The organism is Pyxidicoccus trucidator (assembly GCF_010894435.1).
GTDB lineage: Bacteria > Myxococcota > Myxococcia > Myxococcales > Myxococcaceae > Myxococcus > Myxococcus trucidator.
This window is the reverse complement of record NZ_JAAIXZ010000030.1, coordinates 85,292-111,514: the sequence shown is the minus strand read 5'-3', so window position 1 is coordinate 111,514 and position 26,223 is coordinate 85,292. Positions and strand designations below refer to the sequence as shown.

The 26,223-nt window shown below is 70.2% G+C and carries 6 protein-coding genes; 2 read left to right on the top strand and 4 right to left on the bottom strand.

Annotation, left to right across the window (positions count from 1 at the left end):
- Window positions 1–13: 13 nt before the first annotated feature.
- The gene (locus tag G4D85_RS46135) at window positions 14–7,450 is read left to right on the top strand and encodes a LamG domain-containing protein (RefSeq protein ID WP_164021082.1); all 7,437 of its coding nucleotides are present in this window, start codon (window positions 14–16) and stop codon (window positions 7,448–7,450) included.
- Window positions 7,451–7,519: 69 nt separating this feature from the next.
- Here the strand turns inward: G4D85_RS46135 and G4D85_RS46130 are convergent, their stop codons facing one another.
- On the bottom strand, window positions 7,520–8,161 hold the full coding sequence (locus tag G4D85_RS46130) for a hypothetical protein (protein WP_205526006.1): 642 nt from the start codon (window positions 8,159–8,161) through the stop codon (window positions 7,520–7,522).
- 35 nt (window positions 8,162–8,196) lie between these two features.
- Between G4D85_RS46130 and G4D85_RS46125 the strand changes: the two genes are divergently transcribed.
- On the top strand, window positions 8,197–9,798 hold the full coding sequence (locus tag G4D85_RS46125) for an SAM-dependent methyltransferase (protein WP_164021078.1): 1,602 nt from the start codon (window positions 8,197–8,199) through the stop codon (window positions 9,796–9,798).
- Here G4D85_RS46125 and G4D85_RS46120 read toward each other — a convergent pair.
- From G4D85_RS46120 to G4D85_RS46110, 3 genes are read right to left on the bottom strand one after another with little or no spacing between them, the layout of a single operon-like run.
- On the bottom strand, window positions 9,767–11,167 hold the full coding sequence (locus G4D85_RS46120) for an MFS transporter (protein WP_240359914.1): 1,401 nt from the start codon (window positions 11,165–11,167) through the stop codon (window positions 9,767–9,769). The genes G4D85_RS46125 and G4D85_RS46120 overlap by 32 nt on opposite strands.
- 23 nt (window positions 11,168–11,190) lie before the next feature.
- Complete coding sequence (locus G4D85_RS46115; RefSeq protein WP_164021075.1) at window positions 11,191–12,558, bottom strand: glycosyltransferase family 87 protein; 1,368 nt, start codon at window positions 12,556–12,558, stop codon at window positions 11,191–11,193.
- Entirely contained in the window at window positions 12,555–26,186 is a 13,632-nt protein-coding gene (locus G4D85_RS46110) for an amino acid adenylation domain-containing protein (protein WP_164021073.1), read from the bottom strand. The genes G4D85_RS46115 and G4D85_RS46110 overlap by 4 nt, the downstream gene beginning before the upstream one ends.
- Window positions 26,187–26,223: the final 37 nt, after the last annotated feature.

The following is a 26,223-nucleotide window of genomic DNA, read 5'->3' as shown; positions in this document are numbered from 1 at the left end:
GAGGATCGAAACCATGTCGCTCGACTACGTGCTCCAGCAATTCGATGCCATCGGTCCCATGGGGGCCCGCCACTCCATCAAGATCGACCAGACCTTCATCGGCTCGGCGGAGATCGCCACCATCCTTCGCTCCGCTCTCGACGTGGAGTCCCTCACGATCGACACGGTCACCGAGACGATCTCCCGGACCGCGGAGCGCCTCGAGCTCTTCGGAACCACGACGCTCAACGAGCTGAAGGACGTCCAGGTGTCCTTCCTGGCCCGGGAGCGCGAGGGAGAGCTCTCCGTGGTCCTGGAGCTCCAGCTCCCAGGAGGTTGGTCCTTCTCCAACGTCCTGCCGAACCTCCCCAGCCGCACCGGCACGTACCAGAGCACCACCTGGGGCGCTGCCCTCCCCGAGCCACACTTCCTGAAGCAGCTCTCCCTGGGCGCCGGCCGGTTGATTGTCAGCAGCGAGGCGTACTTCGACGAGCGCTACGCGTGCGACGTGGTGCCCGGGCTCAACTTCGTCGGAGAGCTCTATCCCTTCTCCGGCGCGCTGCGGACGGTGGGGTCGCTCGTCAAGCAGGACGACCCCATCCCGCTCGTCGGGCCGCTGAAGGAATTCCGGAAGGTGTACGACCCGATGGTGTTCCTCGGGGCCCGCCTCAAGGCGCCGCTCGCGCTCGGCACCTCGAACCTCGGTCCCCTGACGCTCAACAAGTCGTTCGTCTACCTCAAGGCAGCGGTCGACGAGTTCCAGCAGGACCCGGTGGTCACCGCCACTCAGGCGCCGGGGATCTACCTCCTCGTCGACGCCGAGCTCGGAGGGCGTCCGGTCGAGATGATCGGCAAGTACGAGTACTCGGCCAGTGACAGCGAGCTCTCGCTGCATGGACGGTTCTCCGACTTCGCCGTCGCCGGCTTCTCCAGCCTGTCCCAGACCGTGGGGGTGGAGGGCTTCGATGACGACATGCCCGAGGACTTCCCGGCGCCCGAGGGAATCTCCCTCACGGAGTTTGGGACCACGCTCGACCTGGATGACGCCTCCGTCACCGCCTTGATGGTCGGCATCGGGTCGAAGACGAACTGGGAGCTCTTCCCGGACGTGATGACGCTGAAGGAGGTGGCTTTCACCTTCTTCGTGCGCAACCCGTTCGATCGGGCCCGGACGCTCACCACCACCGTCGCCGGGCTCCTCGCGTTCAAGAAGTTCAGCCTCGCCGCGTTCGGAGAGCTGCCCGCGTTCCGCATCGGCGCCGGCCTGCCGGCAGGGGAGACCCTGCCGCTCGGCGACGTGATCGAGTCGTTCCTGCCGGGGGAGACGGACCTCCCGCCCTTCACCATCACCCGCCTCCGTGCGACGGCCACGCCCAAGGAGAAGGCCTTCTTCCTCGACGCGGCGATCGAGGACCTGCTGTCCATCCCCGTCGGCGCGACGGCGTTCGAGGTGACCGGCCTCTCGGTCCTCGTCGACTACAGCAAGGCCCGAGGCCGTGCCCGGGGCCTCGTGACCGCCCAGATGGCCATCGCGGACGCCGTGGTCGCGCTGTCTGGCGAGGTGAACAACGGGCTCACGCTCGCCGGCAGCCTTTCCAACTTCGAGCTGAAGAAGTTCTGGTCCCTCGTCACCAACGGCGAGGCGCTGCCGGACGAGGTGCCCGACATCGTCTTCGAGACGCTCTCCTTCCGCATCAACACGAAGACCGGCGCCTTCTCCGCGTTCGGTGACGCCTCGGTGGAGTGGGACCCACTCACCGAGGAGGGGAGCCTCAAGACGAACGTGCAGTTCTCGCTCAACCGGAACGTCACCGGCGAGCCCGGCTCCCGGGTCTCCTCGTTCAACGCGAGCCTGAGCGTCCAGGGCCAGGGCCCGGTGCCCGTCGCCGAGGGCCTCGCGCTCAAGGCCTTCAACCTCCTGTTCAGCTACCAGACAGGCGGCAGCTGGCAGCTCTCCGGCGGCGTGACTGCCGAGCTCGTCGACACGGTGCTCGACCTCCAGGCGGGCTACGAGGCCACCCAGGGCATCCAGAAGATCAAGTTCCGCGCGATGGCGTCGCCGACGAAGACGCTCATCGACCTCGATGGCGTGGGCTCGTACTCCTTCGCGCAGTTCGACCTCCTGCTCGACCGCCGGAGCGGCGAGGGCGGCAAGAAGAAGACGTACTTCGACCTCCGTCTGGCCTCCACGCTGGAGATCGACTCGCTCTTCAAGCTCGGCGGCTACCTGGGCATCAGCAGCACCGCCGAAGGGAAGAAGGCGCTCGTCTTCAAGCCGAACACGGGTTCCACCACCTTCAAGATCGACTTCCCGACGGGCGAGGGACTCGGCTTCCAGGGCGAGCTCTTCGAGGTCGGACTCGTCAAGGAGTCCGTGAGCGCGGGGTGGAGCTTCACGGGGACGACCATCCTCGGCTTCACCGGCATCTCCGGCGGCCTTGCCCAGGTGCTGCCCTCCAAGGTCAACGCGATGCTCGTCGCCGGGAAGACGGAGGCCCGTCTCTCGGCGGTGAATGTCTCCGGCTCCATCGACTTCGCGCTGCCCAGGGCCAATGGCAAGGACCTCGGCAAGGTGGTCATCCAGCTCACCGAGCTGGGCATCGCCGTCAAGCCGCAGCTCGGGATGGTGCTCGAAGCCGGGCTCGGGCTGCCGGCGGAGCTCAACACGTACCTCGGCGCGCAGATGTTCCGCGTGTACCAGCAGGGGAATCCCCTCACCATGGCCCGCACCCGGTTCACCATCTCGGGAACCGGCGTGGCCATGCAGTTTCTCAGCTCGCCGTTCACTGGCGCCAACACCGTGGTCGTCAACAACGAGGCCTGGTTCGACGTCGACTTCGGCCAGTACGGCGCCGTCAGCTTCAAGATGCCGACGTTCGTCTATGACGGCGTCTCGCAGTACTTCGAGGCGGGTGGCGGGCTGAAGGTCACCCGGCCGCTCGCGCTGCCCCTCGCGCCCCTCAAGCTCTTCCTGGAGGCCTGCGGTTCGAAGGCGATGGCAGACATCTTTCCGGACAAGCTCCCCATCGAGGGGCTCGACCTGGTCGACAAGAACAATGACTTGAAGGTCGACGAGCTCGTCACCTTCCTGAAGAAGGCCGGGGGTGTCCCCAACGAGGTCGTCACCGCGCTGAAGCAGACCGGCAAGGTGCTCAATCGGTTCCCGGACGGGTTCAAGCAGTACCTCAAGATCGAGGTTCCCGAGCAGCTCGAGTTCAAGTTCGGCTTCTCCCCGGCCGGACGCATCAGCCTTGGGATGCTGGCGCCGAAGAAGCCGGTGCGCGTCCTCTTCCCGTCCGTCGTGCAGAGCTACGTGCCCATGCCCGGGCTCACCGGCATCGAGGTGCGGAAGTTCTCCGTGGGCACGCTCCTGTCCGGCTCGCTCTTCTACGGAGAGGTCGACGCGCTCATCGACCAGTTCGACCTCCCGTCGCTCGCCGTCTCGCTGATGCTGCCTCGGGACGAGAGCTTCCCGTTGCCCACCTCGGACCAGCTGCAGCGGCGCATCATCCTGGATGATGTGTTCTGCATCATCCCCGTCTCCCAGGGCCTGCCCGTCCCGCTCCCCATCTTCTATGACGAGCTGGGGTTCGAGTACCTGGGCATCGAGGGCCTGGGGCTCCAGGCCCACGTGGGCTTCCCGAAGCCGCAGCTCGACGGGGCCGCGGCGGTCGCTGTCTTCCAGGCCTTCAGCGCGTTCTTCAACGACCGCAAGGCGCTGCTCGACCCGAACACTCCGCCGGGTGGCGTGGAGCTCGCGTTCAACTTCCATGACGAGTTCCTGCAGGCGCCCGAGTACCTCGGCGCGGGCCTGCTCGGGACGAAGGGAAAGAACGTCAAGGTCGGCACGTGGAAGTACATCGCGGCGTTGATGAACTTCGGGAAGACGTTCTCCATCAATGACTGCATCGGCTCGATTCCCATCGAGAACCGGGTCGGGAGCGCGGAGTACAAATTCGCCTTCCTGAAGTTCGACGCGGACTGGCTGCTCACGACGCCCGCCGAGTTCCGGAAGGGCGCGTTCCAGCGGCTGGAGCTCAGCGAGAGCGACCGTGACGACTTCATGACCGTCCTGCCCTCGGTGGCGAGCACGCCGACGCAGGGCCAGACAGGCAACGAGGAGGGACTCGTCGCCTTCGTTCGCGGCGAGGTGGACCTCGAGTTCCTCCGCCTGGAGGCGGCGTTCGGGATCGCCGCGTCCGGAGCCATGGGCTTCAACACGGGGTTCAAGCTTGGCGGCACCTTCGGCGTCTCCGAGCTGGAGCTCTCCGGCGCCGTCATGGTGAACGCGCCGCTGGCCACGGACGTCCCTGCCACCCAGGTGCTGCCAGCGGCCACGGTCACTCCCAGCGCGGCCCAGGGTGTCCAGGCGCTGTCCTTCAACGGGAAGGACACCTGGGTCGAGATTGCCGCGGCCGACAGCCTGGTCCTGCCCGAGTACACCATCGAGCTGTGGATCCGTTCGGCGAAGGACCAGGGCGGGGAGTGGGCCGATATCTTCGGCATCGACACGCGGAAGGGTGGGCTCTGGAGGAACTACTTCCTCGCGGTCAACTCGAAGTCCGGCTTCTACCACCACCGGTTCACGGACTCCGGCGGGGGGAACTCGGGCCCGCCGAACACGCCCAACGGCACCGTGAGCTGGGGGCAGTGGCAGCACGTGGCGCTGACGAACGACGGCGTCACCGCGAAGACCTATGTCGACGGGAAGGAGCTCGCGAGCGGCCCTGTGAATGGGGCGCTCGTCACGTTCAAGGACTCCGTCTGGGTCGGCAAGGTGTCCCCTCAAGGTGTCCCCTGGAAGGGCGAGGTCGCGGAGATCCGCGTCTGGAAGCGCGCTCGGAGCGCCGCCGAGATTTCGGGCGGCATGTTCGAGCGCATGGCCGCCGACCGCCAGGACCTGGTCTCCCTGTATCGCTTCGAAGAGGACACGGGGACTAGGGCCATCGACCTCTGCGGCCGGAATCACGGCACCCTCACGAAGGCCCGCTTCGTCCCGTCCGAGCTGCGGTTGAGGAACCCGGGCGGCGTCGAGAAGCAGGCCTCGGCGGCGCCCGTGACTCTGCGTCACGACGGGCTCGTCCTCAACGGCGAGAGTGACTCCGCGTTCATCGCGCAGTCGGACAGGTTCAAGACGGGCCAGTACACCATCGAGGCGTGGGTGCGTCCCGACAAGGACCCGACGGGCTCGTGGCAATGCATCTGGGGAGGCAGCGGGAAGGCGCCCAAGCTCTTCGTGAGCAACAACGGGATTGTCTCCCATCGCTGCACCGCGCGCGTCAAGACGACGTCCGTCTCGACCCAATCCGTGCAGGCCCCCACCATCAAGATGCCAGGAATGAGCATTCCTGGCATGAGCGTGCCCAAGACGACGGTGCAGACCACCACGTCGGAACAGGTCAACGTTCTCAATACGGGCGTGGGGGTGCTCCGGTTCGGTGAGTGGAACCACCTCGCCGTCACGAACGACGGAAAGACGTGCACCGTCTTCGTCAACGGAGTCCTCAGCGCCCAGGGCGGGATGCCGGGCGAGCTCGTCTCCGAGGCCGCCTCGGTCAACGTGGGGCGCAGCGGCGACGCCAGCGCGCAGGCCTGGTTCCGCGGCAGCATCGACGACCTGCGGTACTGGTCCGTGGCCCGGACGGCGGAGCAGATCTCGGATGCCATGAACCTGCTCCTCACGGGGCAGGAGGCCGGGCTCGTGGCCTACTACAACATGGACCACACCGCGGGGACGCAGCTCGTCGACCTCGGCGCGAACAAGCTTCATGGCGTGGTCATCGGCGGCCAGTGGGCGCTCGCGGCCGCCCCCGCGACGCAGAAGCGGGCAGCCATCCAGCTCCAGGGCCATACGCACCTCAAGGTGGCCGGTCGTCAGGTCATGCGCGGAGACCTGAAGCTCGTCGATGACCAGTTCTGGTTCAGCGGTCAGCTCGACCTCTTCCCGAAGGACTGGCCCCTGTCGGTGACCGGCTCCGTCGAAGGGATGGTGAGCAAGCAGCGCTTCTACCTGCAGGGAGAGACGCGCAACGCGCTCTTCGGGCTCGCCCTGTCGCAGTCGCGCGTGGTCATGTCCAACGACCAGCTTCGGCTGGAGGGCCGGTGGCTCGGCGCGTACCTGGTGCTCGACGTCTCGTGGGACAAGAACGATCCGGTCTTCAAGGGCTCCGTGGGGTTCAAGGCGTCGCCCCGACTCGACTTCGGCGCGGTTCGCATCGGAGGAGTGAAGGTCGCGAACAACGTCAGCATCTCCATCGATGTCCTGGCGGACGTGTCGGTGGTCATCTCCCGGCAGGGCTTCTCCGGAGACATCACCGCGAGGTTCAAGATCAACGGCAAGGGCTTCGAGCTCCGCATGGGGGTCGACATCCCGCCCGCGGACTTCGAGCAGCTCATCAACTGGATCAAACAGAAGATCATCGACGCGCCGGAGAAGTACCTCGAGCACCTCTTCGCGGATGCGGCGACCTGGCTCAAGAACGTGGGCAGTGGAGCCATCGACTTCGCGAAGGACTCTGGCGAGGCCATCGGCAAAGTCTTGAGCTCCGGCTACAAGGTCTCCAAGGAGGGCGCGGCGACGTTGATGAAGGGCGCCAACTACGCCACCGAGCAGGTCGGCGCGGCCCTGAGCAAGGGGTACAAGGCGACCGAGCAGGAAGCCACGGCCGCATTGAAGAGCGCCGGCTATGCGGCGGAGCAGGTCGGCAATGCCCTCAAGTCGGCGTACAGCACGTCCGTGGAGCAGGCCGTGAAGCTGCTCAAGGGCGCGGACTACGCGGCGGACCAGGTCGGCAACGCGCTCAAGTCCGCGTATGGCACCAGCGCGGAAGAAGCCGCGAAGCTGCTCAAGGGCGCTGGCTACGCGGCGGACCAGGTCGGCAACGCGCTCAAGTCGGCGTATGGCACGTCCGCGGAGCAGGCCGCGAAGCTGCTCAAGGGGGCGGGCTACGCGGCGGACCAGGTCGGCAACGCGCTCAAGTCGGCCTATGGCACCAGCGCGGAAGAAGCCGCGAAGTTGCTCAAGGGCGCGGACTACGCGGCGGACCAGGTTGGCAACGCGCTCAAGTCGGCATACGGCACGTCCTCGGAGCAGGCCGCGAAGTTCCTCAAGGGGGCCGGCTATGCGGCGGACCAGGTGGGTAATGCTCTCAAGTCTGCGTATGGCACCAGCGCGGAAGAAGCCGCGAAGCTGCTCAAGGGGGCTGGCTATGCCGCGGACCAGGTCGGCAACGCCCTGAAGGTGGGCTGGAACAGCTCGGCCGATGCCATCGGGAAGGCGCTCAAGGGAGCGGGGTACGGCGTGAATGAGGTTGGCAACTACCTCAAGAGCGGGTTCAACCTGGGCGCTGACGCGCTCTCGAAGACGCTCAAGGGCGCTGGCTATGCGTCGGATGAGATCAGCAAGCTCTTCAAGAGCCTCGGCGGTGAGTTCTCGAAGGCTGCCAGCAAGCTTGATCCGACGAAGTGGTGACCTCGCGCGTGCGGGCAGTGCTTAGCGCTGCCCGCGCGCGCCGGTTATCGGTGGGCGCGGTGGTGCGCCTCAGGTGAGCAGGCCGCGCGGGCGCGGCTCGTCGGGGTCGCGCGCGAACTCCGCGAGCACGATGGCGAGGCGCCAGGGGCTTCCCGGTGCGGCGGTGTAGCCGAGCACGGCGTGCGGCTGCTCTCCGGAGAGCCGGCAGGCGCGGCCCGGACGCGGCGTCACGAGGACTCCCTGGTGGCGCTCTACCGTCTGTCGCGCGCCGTCGCGCGACACAGGGCCCGTGGCATCGAAGGCGTCGAGCGGAAACACGACCAGCTCGCCGCCACGGGCATCAGCGGCGAAGTCCAGGAACACCACCGTGGTCCGGCGTGGCGGCGCGGAGCCGAAGCTGTCGCCCAGCCAGCGGCGGTCGACGTGGGGGCGAAGCAGGAACGTGTCCGTCGCGGTCGGCGGGGTCTCATTGACGGCGAGGACGTAGAGCGCGTCCGCGTCGCCGGAGAAGCGCGCGAACAGCTCGGCCAGCGTTGGAAGCTCGGCCTGGAGCCAGGCATGGCCTTCCGCGCCCCCACCCACCTCAAGCAGCAGGCCGCGAGTCCTGGGGTCGCTCTGCGGTACGGGGTGTGCGGCCAGCCGAGGCCGCAGGGCACGTGCGAGCGCTGCGGGGTCGGCGATTGCGCCGTCATCGACCTCCATCGGGAGCATGGTGCGCGGGCTGGCGATTCGGGGACACTAGCAGCATGGAGGCATGGACTGCGAAGTGGCTGCTCGGGCAGCTCGGTGCGGAGCTTGGTGCGTGTACCGGGGTGGACCTCGAGTTCTCGCTCCGCCTGACGCAGGGCCGGGTCGAGGACCAGGGCCGCTTCTGTTGCTGGTTGTCGGGCGACGAGCCGGTCGCCTTCGCACCCATGGCGCGCGTGCTGGAGCGATTGGCGGCTCCCGAGTCCGTTCGCGCGGCACAGCGCGAGGCGGTGCTTCCTGTCCGCCAGGGGCTCGCGGTGGCCTTCACTGAGGGGGTGCCCGAGCTCCGGCTGTACCTGCACGGCCGTGACCCGGCGACCCTGGCCGACCATTACCGGGCCTGGCGCTGGCTGCCAGGCGGCGAGGCGCGGCGCTCGCGCTACGCGTTCCACTTCCTGCCGGAGACACCCTCGGGGCTTCGGCCGTCCGACCTGATCCAGGACGCGCTGCGCCCCGGCTTCGAGCGACTGGTGCAGGAGGAGCGGCTCCAGCAGGGCTCGGGCTTCTGGCTGCGCGAGGGGAGTGACGGCTCGGTGGAGCAGGTCGACCTCGCGTTCCCCTGGTGCCCCATCGCTGGAACGTTAGAGGGACTGCGTGAGCTGGCCAGGGTGCTCGCGGTGCCGGCTCGGGATGACTCGCGGTGGAGTGAGCTGCCCATCCGTCATGTCGCCGCGCGGGTAGGAGAGGGGGCTCCGCAGGTGACGCTGTATTCCGCGGCGTCGCTGGAGGGGGCGTGGCCGACCAGTGAGGCCGCGCTCCAGGCTCGGGTCCGAGAGGGCGCCCTGGGGGGGCACCGCGATGTCGAGGAGACGGTGTATCGGCGTCTTCCTGCGCTGTCACGGACGCAAGGGGAGCCCACCGGGTTGGATGCGTTCTATGGCGGCGACTTGGAGACCTGGCGGGCCGTGCTCGGACCCGAGATGCACTACCACGCCGGGCTGTTCGACACGCCTGGGCTCGATGCGAGCGACGCGGCGATGGACGAAGCGCTGCGCCGCGCCGTGAGCGCGCTGTACCCGTTCATTCCGGCGGGCGGGCGCATCCATGACGTCGGGTGTGGCTGGGGCGGGCCGCTGGCGATGTGGATTCGCGAGCTCGGATGCCGGAGTCTCGGCCTGACCATCAGCCGGAACCAGTTCCAGTACGTCGCCGGATTGGGGTTGCCGGTTCGCTGGGGCGATGCCGAGCAGACGCTGCCGCCCGGCCATTTCGACTGCGCCATCCTGCTCGAATCCCTGAGTCACATCCGCGACAAGGCGCGGCTGCTGCGGGTCTTGCGAGTCTTCGCGGGCCGCCTGGTGATGCGCGTCAACTGTCAGGACGGCTCACCCGCGAGCTCGGCGTTCGGCGGGACGATGCACATGGTCAGCTCCGGGCGGCTTCGCGAGCTGGTGGAGGGCGCGGGCTGGAAGATTCGTCACTGGCGCGACTGCCGCCGCGAGGCCCTGCCTTCGGTGGCCGTGTGGCACCGGCGTTTGCAGTCCGTGCCAGTGGGTGAGGACCGGCATCTCGAGACACTTCGGGCCTGGTGCGAGCGGGTCATGACCGCGCCCGAGGCGTGGGGGGAGCTCAATCCGCTGATTGAAGTGGTGGCGGATTGAGGAGCCCTGGCGTGTGCGGTGGCCTGTGAGCCGTCGCCGGCTCCGGTCGCAAGGCGTCCGGTAGCTCCTCCTCCACGTTCCGAATCCGCGGAGACAGCCAGGCCAGCAGCACGTTGAGGATGGCCAGGGCGCCCAGCACCACGAACAGCAGCGCGATGCCGCGTCCCGGTCCCGTGCCGAGCACCCTCCCGACGCTGTCCGCCAGCGCTCCCGACGGGGCCATGGCGGGCTCGAAGAGGCCGTCGGCGAGCGGCCCCGCGAGCAGTGCCGCCACCGGGGGCGCCGACAGGGTCACCATCCTCCGGACCGCGAAGACCCGGCCCTGCACTTCTGGAGGCACCTTGACCTGCCAGATGGCGTGCGCGTTGCCCACCATGGCCGGCGAGGCGAACATGAACACGAAGGCGGCGCACGCGAGGGTGCTGGCATTCGCTGGAAGCGCGGCGGCGAACAGCGCGACCCCTGTCAGCAGCTGGAAGCCGAGCACGCCCAGGATGCGACGGCGCGGTCCACCCCAGATGCCCATCACCACGCCTCCGGTCAGCATGCCCACGCCGGAGAAGGACACCACCCCCCCGAGCGTCGCCGCGTCCGCGAAGCTCAACACCATGGGGGTGATCAACACCGTGACGAGGACCGTGAACAGGTTGGCGATGAAGATGCACCGCAGCATGCCAATCAGTCCCGGCCGCTCGCGAATGAACGCCCAGCCCAGGGCCACGTTTTCCTTCAGCGAGCCCACGGGCTTCCCCTTGGCGGCGCTGCCCGGCAGTTGCGGAAACCTCACGGCCCACAGCACCAGCATGCAGCACAGGTACGTCACCAGGTCGACCAGCAGGATGCCTCGGATGCCGACGCGCAGCACCAGGAAGCCCGCGGCGACAGGTCCGATGAGATGGCCGATGCCCAGGGCCAGCTCGATCATCCCGTTTGCCCGCCCCAGGTGCTGCTTCGGCACCATCAACGTCGTCGCGGCGGAGTACGCCAGCCCCCGGAAGGTGCTGAAGCCCGAGCACACCGCGAGCGGCAGGTAGAAGTGCCAGCTCTGGAGCTTCCAGTGGCCAGCGGCGTCCGCCACCACCATGAGCCACATCACGAAGACGGCGCAGCCTGCCCCTACGTCGGACAGCAGCATCACCCGGCGGCGATCCCACCGGTCCACCAGGCCTCCGGCGATGGGGGTGACCAACACTATCGAGGCGAACGAGAAGAAGGATGCGAGCGAGTACTGGGTGATGGACTCGCTGCTCCGGTACACGTGCACCATCACCGCGAAGCTGGTCAGCCCCGTGCCCAGCGAGGAGACCAGCTGCCCGAGCCAGGTGAGCCCGAACACAGATGTCGGCGAGGTGATGGCGGGGCGACTCATGGGTGCAATCCTTTCAAGCTTCTTCAGCGTCCCGACGGCGCGGGCGTGACGTTCACGAGGGCTTCGGAGGCGCCGTCCTTCCGAATGTCCGGGGACGGCTCCCGAGCCAGTTGCAGCACCCAGACGCTGATGGCGCCCCACATGGCGAGGGCCGCGAGGGATTGCAGGGTGGCCATCGCCACCAGGACGAGGGCATTCGCCTTTCCGAAGAGGTAGGGGTGCGGAACCAGGATGAGCATCGACGCCGCGAGAACACCCCGGGTCAGGGGAGGGCGCCCCGGCTCCAGGACGACGTGTCGTAGCAGCAGGAGCATCGTCGGCAAGACGAAAACGAGGTGGTGGGTCCAGGAGAGCGGGGAGAGTTCGAAGGCCGCGGCGAGCGCGAGGCAGACCTCCGCATTGGCGCGCTCGGGCGTATGTGGCATGCGGCTGGAGCGCCACAGCACCCATGCCGTCCACACCAGGACAAGACCGCACAGCAGGGCGGGCACCGCGGAGGATATCCAGGCGGGCGCGTCCAGGAAGGGACGGTGGCGGCTCGGGACCAGGAAGCGCGCCGTCATCGCTGGGATGCTCAGGTTCGTCATCATGGCGACGCTCGGCAGTCCCTCGGGAAGCTTGACGAGCGAGCTGGCCCGCACGACGTGCTCGAGCCAGCTCCCCCAGGCGTTGAAGGGGAACACCGCCGCGGCCAGCCCCGAGCCCAGGACGAGCGATGCGATGAATGTCAGGAGCAATGACACGCGCTGGCGCAGCAGCACCGGCAGCAGCAACAGGCCGAGGTGTAGCTTGAGAAAGACCACCGAGGCGGCCGCCAGACCTCCGGCCACCGTGGAGCGCCTGCTTCCGTATACGTGCCACACGCCGAAGACCAGCAGCATCAGCAGCAGGTTGATCTGCCCGGCGCCGATGGACTCGTACAGGGGGGGGAAGAGGAGAGTGTAGAGGGCGCTGGCCCAGGCGACGCGGCGCGAGCTGCCCAGGCCGAGCGTGCGCACCAGGAAGGTCATCATCACCACGGCCGCCAGCAGGTTCAGCCCGAACAGCGCCCGCGCGGCGGTGAATGGCTCCATCCACTGCAGCGGCCCGAAGGCCAGCAGCGCGACCGGTGTGTAGAGGAACGGCGGCACCTCCAGGCGGTCGGGCATCCAGCGTTGTTGCGCGAGCCGGGGCGCCTCGGCTCCGTAGGGCGAGACCTCGTCGAGGAAGGCCGTCCGGGCCGCCGCCCAATACGACGCGACGTCGACGTCCCGGTATCGGTCCGGGAAGACGAGCGACTTCACGGCGAACGTGAGCCCGACGAAAGTGATGAAGAGCAGCACCAGCACCCAGTTCGGCAGGAAGGGCTGCGCGGCGCGCGAAGCAGTCACGGGAGTCATGGCGAAGCTCATGTGTTGGCGCGCTCCAGGAGTTCGGCCAGCGTGCGTGCGAGCGCGTCAACCCCCGGAGCCCGCAGGACGGTGTAGTGGTCGCCGGGAATCTCGCGCAGCTCCACCTCGGCGGCGTGGCCTCCCCAGCCCCGGTCTTCCGCCTCCGGGGGCGGAAGCTTCGTGTCTCGGCCGCGCAGCACGGTGAGGGCGCCCGGGAAGGTGCCTGGCGTGTGCCGCTGGAGCGCACGGTAGTTGGCGGTGAAGACGCGCAGCAGGGCGTGAAGCTGCTCCAGGCCTGCATCCGGAATGAGGATGCCCGCCTCCCGGCCCTGCTGGAGCAGCCGCTCCAGCAGCCCCTTCGAGTCGCCCTCGGGGAGCTCCAAGGGCGCGGAGGGCGAGATGCCGGCCGTGCGCGCCAGATCCAGGGCGAACAGGGCCGCCGCGGCCACTTCATTGCCTGCCACCTGGCTTCCCGCCAGGGAGGTGGGACTGGGCTCGATGAGGGCAAGCACGTCCACCGTCTCTCCCCGCTGGCGCAGGAGGCGGGCCATCTCGAATGCGATGACTGCGCCCAGGGACCAGCCTCCCAGCCGGTAGGGACCGTGAGGCTGGACCTCGCGAATCGCGTCCACGTAGCTGACGGCCATGGCCTCCAGGGACTCACGCGGCGGCAGCGCGCCATCGATGCCTCGCGCCTGGAGTCCGTAGAAGGGCTGCTCGGGGCCGAGTCGCCGCGCCAGCTCGGTGTAGCAGAAGACGGTGCCGCCCACCGGGTGGACGCAGAAGAAGGGGACTCGTGAGCCTCCGCGCTGGAGCGGGACCAGCGGAGTCCACGGCGTGGGCGCCTGCCGTAGCAGGGCCGCGAGCCCCTCGACGGTGGACGCCTGGAAGATCGCGGAGACGGGCAGCGTACGTCCCGTCCGCTCGCGCAGCGTGGACACGAGGCGGATCGCGAGCAGCGAGTGGCCGCCCAGCTCGAAGAAGTCGCTCTGGGCTCCGATGGTGGAGGTCCCCAACAGCTCCTCGAAGATGCGCGCCAGCTCCAGCTCGTACGCGTCCCGGGGCGCGACGTGTGCTCGCCGCGAGACAGAGCCCTCCGGAGCTGGCAGGGCCTTGCGGTCCACCTTGCCGTTCGGGGTCAGGGGGAAGGCCGCGAGCGTCATGATGGCCGATGGCACCATGAAGGCCGGGAGGCGCTGTTGCAGGTGGCGCCGCGGTTCCTCGGCCTCCAGCGACTGGCCCTCCTTCGGCACCACGTAGGCCACCAGCCGCTTGTCGCCCTCGGCGTACTGGCGTGCCAGTACCACCGCGTCCCGCACCGCCGGGTGCAGGCGCAGCGCGGCCTCCAGCTCACCCAGCTCGATGCGGAAGCCGCGGACCTTCACCTGGTGGTCGATGCGGCCCAGGTATTCCAGCTGCCCGTCGGCGCGGCGGCGCGCCAGGTCACCGGTGCGGTACATGCGGGCGCCCGGGGTGGTGCTGAAGGCGTCCGGGACGAAGCGCTCGGCGGTGAGGTCCGGCCGGCCCAGGTAGCCGCGTGCCAGTCCGGCGCCGGCCAGGTACAGCTCACCGGGCACGCCGATGGGCTGCAGCTCCAACCCCGGGCTGAGCACATAGGCGCTCGTCTGCGGCAGGGGCACGCCGATGGTGGGCTCGCCCGGGCCTTGGGGGACTCGGGTGAAGGTGGAGTAGGTGGTGTCCTCGGTGGGGCCGTAGAGGTTGAAGACGTGCTGGACGGTGCCCGTGGCGTACAGGCCCCGCACCAGCGCGCCCGGCAGGGCTTCGCCGGCGAGGTTGATGGTCCGAGCGGAGGGCGGAATGGCGCCCAGGCGCAGCAGCTCCGCGATGGCGGAGGGCACGGTGTTGATGAGCGTCACCTCACCTGCGGCGGGCAGCGAGGCCAGGTGCAGCGCGTTGTCCGCCAGGATGACGGTGCCACCGCAGGTGAGCGGTGCGAACAGCTCGAAGATGGAGAGGTCGAAGCAGATGGAGGTGGCCGCCAGCGTGCCGGCGAGCTGCTCGGGCGAGAAGGTGCGCGTGGCCCAGTCGAGGAAGGTGGTGGCGCTGGCATGGGAGATGGCCACGCCCTTGGGCCGGCCGGTGCTGCCGGACGTGTAGATGACGTAGGCGAGGTGCTCCTCGACGGCCGCGCAGCCAGGCGGGGAAGAGGGGAGTGAGGAGAAGGACCCGGGCAGGGCGTCGAGACAGACGACGCGAGCGTCGCCGGTGGCGAGCTGGAGGGAGTCGAGCAGGGGCCGGTGGGAGAGAAGCAGTCGGGCCCCGGAGTCGAGGAGCGTGGAGTCGAGCCGCTGCCGTGGATAGTCCGGGTCCAGCGGGACGTAGGCGCCGCCGGCCTTGAGGATGGCCAGCAGGGAGACGAGCAGCTCGGCGGAGCGCTCCATGCAGACAGCGACGCGCACCTCGGGGCCAACACCGAGAGACTGGAGGTGGTGGGCCAGTTGGTTGGCGCGTGTGTCGAGCTGCCGGTAGGTGAGGCGCTCCTCACCGCGGACGAGGGCGGTGGCCCCAGGCGTGCGGGCCACCTGCTCGGAGATGCGCTGGGGAATGATGCAGCGGCGCAGCGAGGTGCGCGTGTCGTTCCACTCCACCAGCAGCCGGTGGCGTTCCTCGGCGCGAAGCAGGGACAGCGTGGCGATGGGGCGCCCCGGCTCGCTGGCGAGGGTCTCCAGCAACACGCCGAAGTGCTCGGCCATGCGCGCCGCCGTACCGGCGTCGAACAGGTCGGTGTTGTACTCGAGGCGTCCGGAGAAGCCATCGGCGTCCTCGGCCAGCGCGAGGCTCAGGTCGAACCGGGCCCCGGTGCCTTCAAGCTCCAGCGGACGCAGCGAGACACCGGGCAACCGCAGCGGCTCGGCGGGCGCGTTTTGCAAGACGAACATCACCTGGAACAGCGGCGAGTAGCTGAGGCTGCGCTCCGGGCGCAGTTCTTCCACCAGCTTCTCGAAGGGCACGTCCTGGTGCTCGTAGGCGCCCAGGGTGGTGGCCTTCACCCGGGCCAGCAGCTCCTCGAAAGTGAGCTCCGGTGACACGTGCGAGCGCAGCACGAGGGTGTTGACGAAGAAGCCGATGAGGCCTTCCAGCTCGGCCCGGGTGCGGCCGGCGATGGGCGAGCCGACGACGACGTCCTGCTGGCCGGAGTAGCGCGACAGCAGCAACTGCCAGGCGGCCAGGAGCAGCATGAAGGGCGTGGCACCGTGCTGGCGCGCCAGTGCGTTGAGCCGTGAGGCGAGCTGCGCGGGCAGGCGCAGGGGCACCGCGGCGCCGCGGAAGGACTGCACGGAGGGCCTAGGCCTGTCGGTGCGCAGCTCCAGCAGGGCCGGGGCGCCGGAGAGCTGCTGGCGCCAGTAGTCGAGCTGGGTCTGCAGCACGAGCCCTCGCAGCCAGGCGCGCTGCCAGGCGGCATAGTCGGCGTACTGCACGGGCAGGGCCGGCAGGGCGGAGGGCTGGCCCGAGGTCAGCGACTGGTAGAGCGCCCCCACCTCCCGCACCAACACGCCCGTGGACCAGCCGTCGGAGATGGCGTGATGCAGGGTGAGCACCAGCACGTGCCGCCCGGGCGACAGCCGCAGCAGCAGGGCGCGCAGCAGGGGCCCGTGCTCCAGCTCGAGCGGGCGCTGGACCTCCTGGGTGATGCGCTGCCGGAGCTCCGCCTCGCGCGCAGAGTCCTCCACCGCGCTCAGGTCAACGAGCGGCAGTGGGACGTCGAGGCGCGGATGGATGACCTGGACGGGCTCGTCGCCCTGGAGGCCGAATGTGGTGCGCAGCGCCTCGTGGCGGAGCACGAGCGCCTCCAGCGCCTGCCGTAGCAGCGAGGCGTCCAGCTCACCCTCGAGCATCACCGCAGCCGGAATGTTGTACGCGGTGCTGCCCGGCTCGAGCCTGTCGATGAACCACAGACGCTGCTGCGCGAAGGACAGCGGCAGCGCTCCGTCGCGCGGCACGGGCCGCAGCGGCGGCTGCTCACCGTTCTCCCGGCGTCCGGCACCGAGCCGGGCGGCGAGCGCGGCCACCGTGGGCGCCTCGAAGAGCGCTCGCAGGGGCAGCTCGGTGCCCAGGTCCCGCCGCACTCGTGAGACGAGCTGAGTGGCCAGCAACGAGTGGCCTCCCAGGGTGAAGAAGTCGTCGTGGACGCCGACCCGCTCCAGCCGGAGCACGTGGGCGAAGATACCGGCCAGGCGCTCCTCCAGCGCCGTGCGCGGCGCCACGTGGGCGAGGCCATTCCGCGCACCGTCCGGCACGGGCAGGGCTTTGCGGTCCACCTTGCCGTTCGACGTCAGCGGCATCGACTCAAGCAAGACGAAGGCCGAGGGCACCATGTACTCCGGCAGCGACTTCTGGAGCCAGGCGCGGAGCGCGGTGACGTCGGGCGGCTCGCCCGCTGCGTGCACCACGTAGGCCACCAGGCGCTGGAGCCCCGGCACATCCTCGCGCACCAGCACCAGCGTGTCCCGCACCGCAGGAGCCTGGCGCAGCGCGGATTCGATCTCCCCGAGCTCGATGCGGAAGCCGCGCAGCTTCACCTGGTGGTCGATGCGGCCCAGGTACTCGATTTCCCCGTCGGGCAGCCAGCGCGCCCGGTCTCCCGTGCGGTAGAGCCGCGCGCCAGGCGCCCTGCTGAAGGGATTGGGCACGAAGCGCTCGGCGGTGAGCTCCGGCCGGCCCAGGTAGCCACGCGCCACGCCCGCTCCGCCGATGTAGAGCTCACCGGGCACGCCCACGGGCGCCGGATTCAGGTGCGCATCCAGCACGTAGGTCCGCACGTTGGCCAGCGGACCGCCCAGGGTGGGGCGCTTCCCGGCTCCGCGCACGTCGCGGACGGTGGCGTCCACGGTGCATTCCGTGGGGCCGTAGACGTTGAAGCACTCGATATGCGGATGCGTGGAGAGCCGGGCCCAGAGCGCCTCATCCACCGCCTCGCCACCCACCAGCACGCGCAGGGAGCGGTGTGCGCCCAACCCCTCTTCCATGAGCAGGCGCAGGTGCGACGGGGAGCAGTCCAGCACCTCCACCTCATGCCGCTCCAGCCAGGACAGCAGCAGGCGCGTGTCCTCGCGCGCGGCCCGCGGCACCAGGCACAGGGTGTGCCCGTCGGCCAGTTGGATGAGCTGCTTGACCGAAGCGTCGAAGGCCAGCGGTGCGTTGACGCTGACGCGCAGGGGGCCGTGCACGCCCGCGTAGACGGTGGCCGCCAGCGCCGCCCGCAGGTTCATCACCGAGGCGTGCTGCACCATGACGCCCTTGGGCCTGCCGGTGCTGCCGGAGGTGTAGATGACGTACGCGAGGTGCTGGGGGGCGCTGAGCGGCGGAGGGTTGGACTCGGGCTGCCGGCCATGGTCGGGCTCCGCGGTGTCCAGGGAGAGCACCTCCACCTCCAGCCCGGCGAACAGGTCCGCCAGCCGCTGCTCGGTGAGCACCCACCCGGCGCGAGAGTCCCGCACCATGTAGCTCAGGCGCTCGGCGGGATAGGTCGGGTCCATGGGGACGTAGGCCCCGCCCGCCTTGAGGATGGCGAGGAGCGCCACGACCATGTCCACCGAGCGCTCCATGCACAGGCCCACGCGGGACTCGGGCCCCACGCCCCGGGCACGCAGCGTCCAGGCGAGCTGGTTGGCGCGGCGGTTGAGCTCGGAGAAGGTGAGCGCGCGCTCGTCGTCGAGCACGGCCAGTCGGTCCGGAGTGAGGACCGCACGGCGCTCGACGCGCTCGTGCCAGCAGCCCTCCCATTCCACGTCGAGGCGCGTGTCGTTCCAGGCCTCCAGCAGCGTGCGGCGCTCCGGCTCCGGCATCAGCGCGGCCTGCTCGTAGCGGCCGTGCGGATGGGAAGCCAGGGCTTCCAGCGCGCGCAGGTAGTACTGCCCCACGACCTGCGTCCGCTCCGCCTCCTGCCGCGTGCCGGTGCTGGAGATGGAGAGCGACAGGGACGCGGTGTCCGGGTCCTGGGTGAAGGTGACACCCTGGGCCAGCTCCATCCACGCGGCGCCCAGCATGTCGTCCAGGAAGCGCAGGCCCTTCTGCCGGGACAGCCCTCCGGCGATGTGGAAGTGGACGAAGTTGAAGAGCGTGTGGAACAGGGGCTGCCCGCCCAGCTTCTGCTGGAGCCGTGCCATGGGGTAGCGGCGGTGGGGCAGCAGCTCCTGCTCACGCTTCGCCACCTCGCGGATCAGCTCCACCCACGTCCCTCCGCCGAGCGCCACCGGGAAGGGCACGCTGTTGAGGAACAGGCCCATCATCCGCTCACCGTCGAGGACCTCCGGACGGCCGTTGGTGACGATGCCGGTGACGGCGGCCGGGGTGCCTTCGAGGAAGCCGAGGACGCGCAGGTGCGCGGCCAGCAGCACTGTCTTCAGGGCCACTCCGGTGTCGTGGGCCACCCGGTGCAGCGCTTCCTGAAGGGACTGGGAGAGGTTCACCGTGTGTCGGTGCAACACGCGCTCCTCGCCCTCGGCCCGGTGGGGGCGGGCGCGGGCCGTCTCCGCTCCTTCCATGCGCTCCAGCCAGAAGCGCTCGCTCTGGGCGGAGGTGAGGGCCTCGCGCTCCAGCGCCACGAACTGCCGGTAGGTGGCGGCCGGGGGCGGGGCGGCGGGGGTGGCGCTCCCTTCCAGCAGGGCGAGGTAGCGGCCGAACAGCTCCGAGAGCAGGGACGCGGCGCTCCATCCATCCAGGATGGCGTGGTGGAAGATGACGGTGAGCTGGACGGTGGTGTCGGTGCGCCGGTGCAGGACGAGGCGAAGGAGGGGCGCCCGGCTCCAGTCGAAGGGCTGGCGGCGCTCGGCCTCCGCCTGGTCGCGCAGGAAGACGCCCTGACGGGCCGCTTCCAGGTGCCGGAGGTCCTCGAGGCGCAGCGGCGGAGAGACCTGCCGGTGGACGAGCTGAAGCGGCTCTTCGTAGCCGTCCAGGTGGAACGAGGTGCGCAGGATGGTGTGACGCGCGAGCAGCTCCTGGAGGGCCTGGCGCAGCGGGGGCTCACGCAGCTCCACCTCCAGGTGGAAGCTGAACATGTCGTGGTAGATGCCGGCCGAGGGGTCCAGTGCGCTCTCGAAGAGCATGCCGGACTGGAGCGTGGTCAGCGGGTAGGCGTCCTCCACATCCCCGGGCAGGCGCTGGCGGTCCGCCTCCGACACGAGGCTGAAGGGCGCGACGTCGCTCGCGGGAGCGGCGGCGCCGCTCGTGGCCTTCACCGCGCCGGAGAGCTGGCGGATGGTGGGGTGCTGGAGCAGCTGCAGAATGGGCAGCTCCAGGCCGCGCTCCCGCAGCTTCGCGACCACCTGGATGCTGCGGATGGAGTCACCGCCCAGCTCGAAGAAGCTGTCGTCGATACCGACCTGACGGACGCCCAGCACCTCGGACCAGACGGCGGCCAGGGCCTGCTCGGCGGCGTCTCGCGGCGCCTCGAAGGGCGCGTCCGTCCGTGCCCGCTCCGCGTCCGGCGCGGGCAGGGCCTTGCGGTCCACCTTGCCATTGGGCGACAGCGGCAGGGCCTCCATGGGGACGAAGACCGCAGGCACCATGTACTCGGGCAGCTTGCGCAGCAGGTGCTCGCGCAGGGTCCGGGGCTCCACGGACTCCGGGCCGTCCGTGCCCACGACGTAGGCCACCAGTCGCTTGTCACCCGGCGCGTCCTCGCGCGCCAGCACCACGGCCTCCTGCACGTACGGCGCCTGCCGGAGCACGGACTCGACTTCGCCTGGCTCGATGCGGAAGCCACGCACCTTCACCTGGAAGTCGGTGCGGCCCAGGAACTCCAGCGTGCCGTCGTTGCGCCAGCGCACCCGGTCGCCCGTGCGGTAGAGCCGCTCTCCGGGCGCGGTGGCGAAGGGGTGGGGGGCGAACTTCTCGGCCGTCAGCTCCGGCCGGTTGAGATAGCCCCACGCCAGGCCGTGTCCGCCGACATACAGCTCTCCGGGAACGCCCACGGGGACCGGATGCCCGTGCGGGTCCAGCACGTAGGCCGTGGAGTGGCCCAGCGGACGGCCAATGGGCACGGACGTGCCTGCCTTCGCCCCGGCGCGCAGGGTGTGGGTGGCGGAGAAGGTGGTGTTCTCCGTGGGGCCGTAGCCGTTGACGAGCACGGCGCCCTCGGGGATGCGTTCGAGGTGCTGGCGCACGCGCAGTGCCGGCAGCACGTCGCCGCCCGCGAGCACCTGGCGCACCCGGGCCAGGGCCTCTCCCTGGTGCAGCACCAGCTGCTCGAAGAGGGCCGCCGTCAGCCACAGCGTGGTGATGCCCTGGCCGGTGAGCAGCGCGCCCAGTTCCTCCAGCGAAGGCGTATGCGGCGGGGCCAGCACCAGCCGCGCGCCGTGCAGCAGCGCGCCCCAGAGCTCCAGCGTGGACGCGTCGAAGGCCACCGGGGCCAGCTGGAGGAAGACCTCCTCGGGCCCGAAGTGGATGAAGGGATTGGCGAGCACCAGTCGCGCCACGGCCCGGTGGGGGATGCACACGCCCTTGGGCCGGCCGGTGCTGCCGGAGGTGAACATGACGTACGCCAGGTCGTCACCGCCCACGGCCCCGGCAGGAGGCGCGCCATCCGGCAGGCCGGCGATGAGGTCCGCGTCCGAGTCCAGGCACACGAACAGGCCGGCGGCGGGTAGCGTGTCCGCCAGCGCCTCCCTCGTGACGATGACGCCGACGCCCGCGTCCTGGAGCAGCAGGGAGATTCGCTCGGCCGGGTAGTGGTGGTCGATGGGCACGTAGCCACCCCCCGCCTTGAGGATGCCGAGCAGCCCCACCACCAGGTCCAGCGAGCGCTCCAGGCACAGGCCCACGCGGGTGCCCGGCTTGACGCCGTAGGCGCGCAGGTGGTGCGCGAGCTGGTTGGAGCGCCGCTCCAGCTCGCCGTAGGTCAGCTGCTCCCCACCGAGGACCAGCGCCACCGCGTCCGGAGTGCGCGCGGCCTGCTCGGAGAAGAGGGCGTGCAGGGGCGTGTCGCGCGGGAACTCCGCGGACGTCGCGTTCCAGTGGACCAGCAGTTGCTCGCGCTCGCTGGCGGTGAGCAGGGGCAGCGCACCCAGGCGCCGGTCCTCGCCCGCGACGAGGGCCTCCAGCAGCGTGCGGTAGTGCCCCACCATGCGCTCGGCGGTGGAGGCGTCGAACAGGTCCGTGTTGTAGTTGAGCGCGCCGCCGAGCCCCTCCGGGGAGTCCTCCAGCAGGAGGCTCAGGTCGAACTTGACGGTCTCCAGCTCCGTCTCCAGCACGCGCAGCGACAGCCCGGGCAGCTCCAGGCGCACGGGCGGCGTGTTCTGCAGGGTGAAGGTGACCTGGAAGAGGGGCGAGCGACCCGGGTCCCTGGGCGGCTGCAGCACCTCCACCAGCTTCTCGAAGGGCACGTCCTGGTGCTCGGCGGCTCCCAGGGCCGCTGCCTTCACCTGGCCCAGCAGCTCGCGGAAGGAGAGCTCCGGCGACAGGCGGGCGCGGAAGACGAGGGTGTTGACGAAGAAGCCGATGAGGCCTTCGAGCTCGGCGCGGGTGCGGCCCGCGATGGGGGAGCCGACGGCGACATCCTGCTGGCCGGAGTAGCGCGACAGCAGCAGCTGCCAGGTGGCCAGCAGCACCATGAAGGGCGTGGCGCCGTGACGGCGCGCCAGGTCCGCCACCGCCCGGGACAGGTCTGCCGGGAAGCGCACGGGGAGGTACGCGCCCCTGTACGTCTGCACCGCGGGGCGCGGCCGGTCCGTGGGCAGCTCCAGGGCGGCGGGCGCCCCGGCGAGCTGCTCACGCCAGTAGTCCAGCCGGGCGTCCAGTACCGGGCCCTGCATCCACTCGCGCTGCCAGGCGGCGAAGTCGGCGTACTGCACCGGCAGGGGGGGCAGCTCGGCGTCCTGGCCTCGCGTCGCGGCCTCGTAGCCCGCTGCCACCTCGCGCACCAGTACGCCAATGGACCAGCCGTCCGACACGATGTGGTGCATCGTCACCAGCAGGACGTGGCGCTCCGGGGCCAGGCGCAGCAGGTGCGTGCGGAACAGGGGGCCGCGCCCCAGGTCGAACGGGCGGTGGGCCTCCTCCACCGCCAGCCGCCGCGCCGTGGCCTCGCGCTCGGCCTCCGGCAGCGGGGACAAATCGGTGAGCGGCAGCTCCAGCGTCGCGTGCGGGTGGATGCGCTGGACGGAGACCTCGCCCTCCTCGTGGAAGGTCGTCCGCAGCGCTTCATGCCGGTGCACCACCGTCCGCAGGCCCTGCTCCAGCGCGCGCACGTCGAGCGCGCCGTCGATGCGCAGCGCGGCGGGGTTGTTGTACGTGGCGCTGCCGGGCGTCAGCTGCTCCACCACCCACAGACGCTGCTGGGCGAAGGACAGCGGCAGCGCTCCCTCGCGCGGCACGGGCCGCAGCGGGGGCTGCCGCGGCGACTCGCGAAGGCCGGCGTCGAGGCGGGCGGCGAGCGCGGCCACGGTGGGCGCCTCGAAGAGCGCGCGCAGGGGCACTTCCACGCCGAGGTCGGCGCGGAGGCGGGAGGCGACCCTCGTGGCCAGCAGCGAGTGGCCGCCCAGCGCGAAGAAGTCGTCCTGCCGGCCCACCTTCTCCACCTGGAGCACCTGTGCCCAGAGCGAGGCAATCCGCTCCTCGGTGGGGGTGCGCGGCGCCTCGTAGTCGCGTGCTTCACCCTGGGGCGCGACGTCCCGCGCGAGCAGGGCCTTGCGGTCCACCTTGCCGTTGGGCGACAGCGGGAAGGACTCCAGCAGCAGAAAGGCGGAGGGCACCATGAAGTCCGGCAAGCGCTCGCGCAGGTGGCGCCGCAGGGACTCCACCTGCGGGGCCTGGCCCTTCACGGGAACCAGCCAGGCCACCAGGCGCGTGTCATCCGCGGCGTACTGGCGCGCCAGCACTACCGCTCCTTCCACGGTCGCGTGCTGGCGCAGCACGGCTTCGATTTCGCCCAGCTCGATGCGGAAGCCACGCACCTTGACCTGCTGGTCCACGCGGCCCAGGAACTCCAGGCTGCCGTCGGACAGGAAGCGCACGAGGTCCCCGGTGCGGTACATGCGCGCGTCCGGCACGGGACTGAACGGGTCTGTGAGGAAGCGCTCGGCGGTCAGCTCCGGACGGCCCAGATAGCCACGCGCCACCCCGGCGCCGCCGACGTAGAGCTCGCCCGGCACCCCCGTCGGTACCGGCTGGAGCGACTCGTCGAGCAGGTACACCGCGGTGTTGGGGATGGGGCGCCCGATGGGGACCAGCGGCCGGGAGTCCTCCGCGGAGCAGCGGTGCACCGTGCACCACACGCTGGCCTCCGTGGGGCCGTACTCGTTGTAGAGGGTGGCCGGCAGCAGCGCATGGTGTTGCCGCACCAGCTCACGGGGGCAGGCCTCGCCCGCGACGATGGCCACCTCGAGCGAGTCCAGCGCGCGCGACACGGCGTGCTCGGCGAGCAGGAGCTGGTACATCCCGGGCGCGCACAGCAGGTGTGTGGCCCGTTCCCGCGCCAACACCTGGGCGACCCGCCGGGGCTCCTGCTGCGCTCCCTCCTGGGGGAGCACCAGCGTGCCACCCTGGGTGAGCGCCCAGAAGATGCCGGCCACCGAGCTGTCGAACGCGAACGACGACAGCATGAGGTAGCGCTCCATCGGCTCGGGGTAGTGAGCGACGCGAGCGAAGGTGGAGTGCGCGAGGTTGGCGTGGGTGACCGTCACGCCCTTGGGCCTGCCGGTGGAGCCGGAGGTGTAGATGACGTAGGCGAGGTGCTCCGGGCGCACGCCGCTCTCCGGCGCCGCGTCCCAGGGCCGTGACTCGACGGGTGCCTCCTCGGAGTCCAGGCACAGCACGCGCACGCCCGGCGTGCCCAGCCGCTCCAGCAGCGGGCGCTGCGTCAGCACCAGCGCGAGGCCGGCATCCTCCAGCATGAACGCCAGCCGGTCCGCCGGGTAGCCCGGGTCGAGCGGCACATACGCGCCCCCCGCCTTGAGGATGCCCAGCAGCGCCACCACCAGCTCCGGCGAGCGCTCCGCGCAGACACCCACCCGCACCTCGGGCCCCACGCCCTGCCCACGCAGGTACCACGCCAGCCGGTTGGCCCGCGCGTCGAGCTGGGCGTACGACAGCCGGTGCTCACCGCAGACCAGCGCGGTGGCTTCGGGCGTGCGCTCCGCCTGGGTGGCGAAGCGCAGGTGGAGACACTGGCGCCAGTCCTCCGGCGAGGGGACTGGCGGGCCCCTCCCGGTCTCCAGCATGCGGAGGGACTCCTCCGGAGACAGCAGGGGCAGCGCCCCCACCCGGGTGTCCGGAGCGCGGACCACCTCGCGCACCAGCGTGAGGTAGTGCCCCACCATGCGCTCGGCGGTGGCGGCGTCGAACAGGTCCGTGTTGTAGGTGAGGATGCCGCTGAAGCCTCCGGGGGACTCGGCCAGGGCCAGCGTGAGGTCGAACTGGGTGGTCTTGACCTCCGGTCGCAGCACCTCCACGGCGAGCCCCGGCAGCTTCTGCTCCGTGCCCGGGGTGTTCTGCAGGACGAACATCACCTGGAACAGCGGCGAGTAGCTGAGGCTGCGCTTGGGGCGCAGCTCCTCGACGAGCCGCTCGAAGGGCACGTCCTGGTGCTCATAGGCGGCGAGCGTGGTGGCCTTCACCTGGGCCAGCAGCCCGAGGAAGGTGAGCTCCGGCGACACCTGCGAGCGCAGCACGAGGGTGTTGACGAAGAAGCCGATGAGGCTTTCGAGCTCGGCCCGGGTGCGGCCAGCGATGGGTGAGCCGACGGCGACGTCCTGCTGGCCGGAGTAGCGCGACAGCAGCAGCTGCCAGGTGGCCAGCAGCACCATGAAGGGCGTGGCGCCGTGACGCTGGCCCAGTGCGAGGACCGCCTCCGACAGCTTCGCGCCCATCTCCACCCGCACCGCGGCGCCCCGGAACGTCTGCTCGATGGGCCTCGGCCTGTCGGTGGGAAGCTCCAGCAGGGCAGGGGCCCCGGTGAGCTGGCGGCGCCAGTAGTCGAGCTGCGTCTGGAGCACCGGGCCCTGCAGCCACTCCCGCTGCCAGAGGGAGTAGTCGGAGTACTGCACCTCCAGCGGCGGCAGCGTCGGCGTACGCCCGGAGGCATGGGCCGTGTAGAGCACGGCCATCTCCCGCGCGAGCACGGCCGTGGACCAGCCGTCGGAGATGCTGTGGTGCATCGACATCAGCAGCACGTGCCGGTCCGCGGCCAGGCGCAGCAGGGTGGTGCGGAACAGCGTCCCCGCCTCGAGGTCGAACGGGCGCTGGCCCTCCTCGGTCGCCAGCCGCCGCGCCTCGGGCTCGCGCTGCGCCTCCGGCAGCCCGCTCAGGTCGACGACGGGCAGCGGGTGCTTGGCCTCGGGCTGGATGACCTGCAGGGGCAGGCCGTCCTCGCCGGTCCGGAAGCAGGTGCGCAGGGCCTCGTGGCGGCGCACCAGGTCCTTCAGGCCCCGCTCCAGTGCACGCTGCTCCAGCGCGCCGTCCAGCCGCACGGCCACCGAGATGTTGTAGGCGGAGTGCCACCCTTCAAGCTGGTTCAACAGCCACAGCCGCTGCTGCGCGAACGACGCCGGCAGAGGCCCCTCACCCGCCCGCTTCTGGAGGGCCGGAGGCGCGGCGGCCTCCTGCTGCTTCTGACGCTGGCGCAGCAGCGCCTCGAACAGCTCCCGCTGCTTGGGAGAGAGCTTGCTGAGCTGCTTGGAGATGTCGCTCATGGCGGAAAACCCAGAAGGGGGAGGGACATACCCCCGC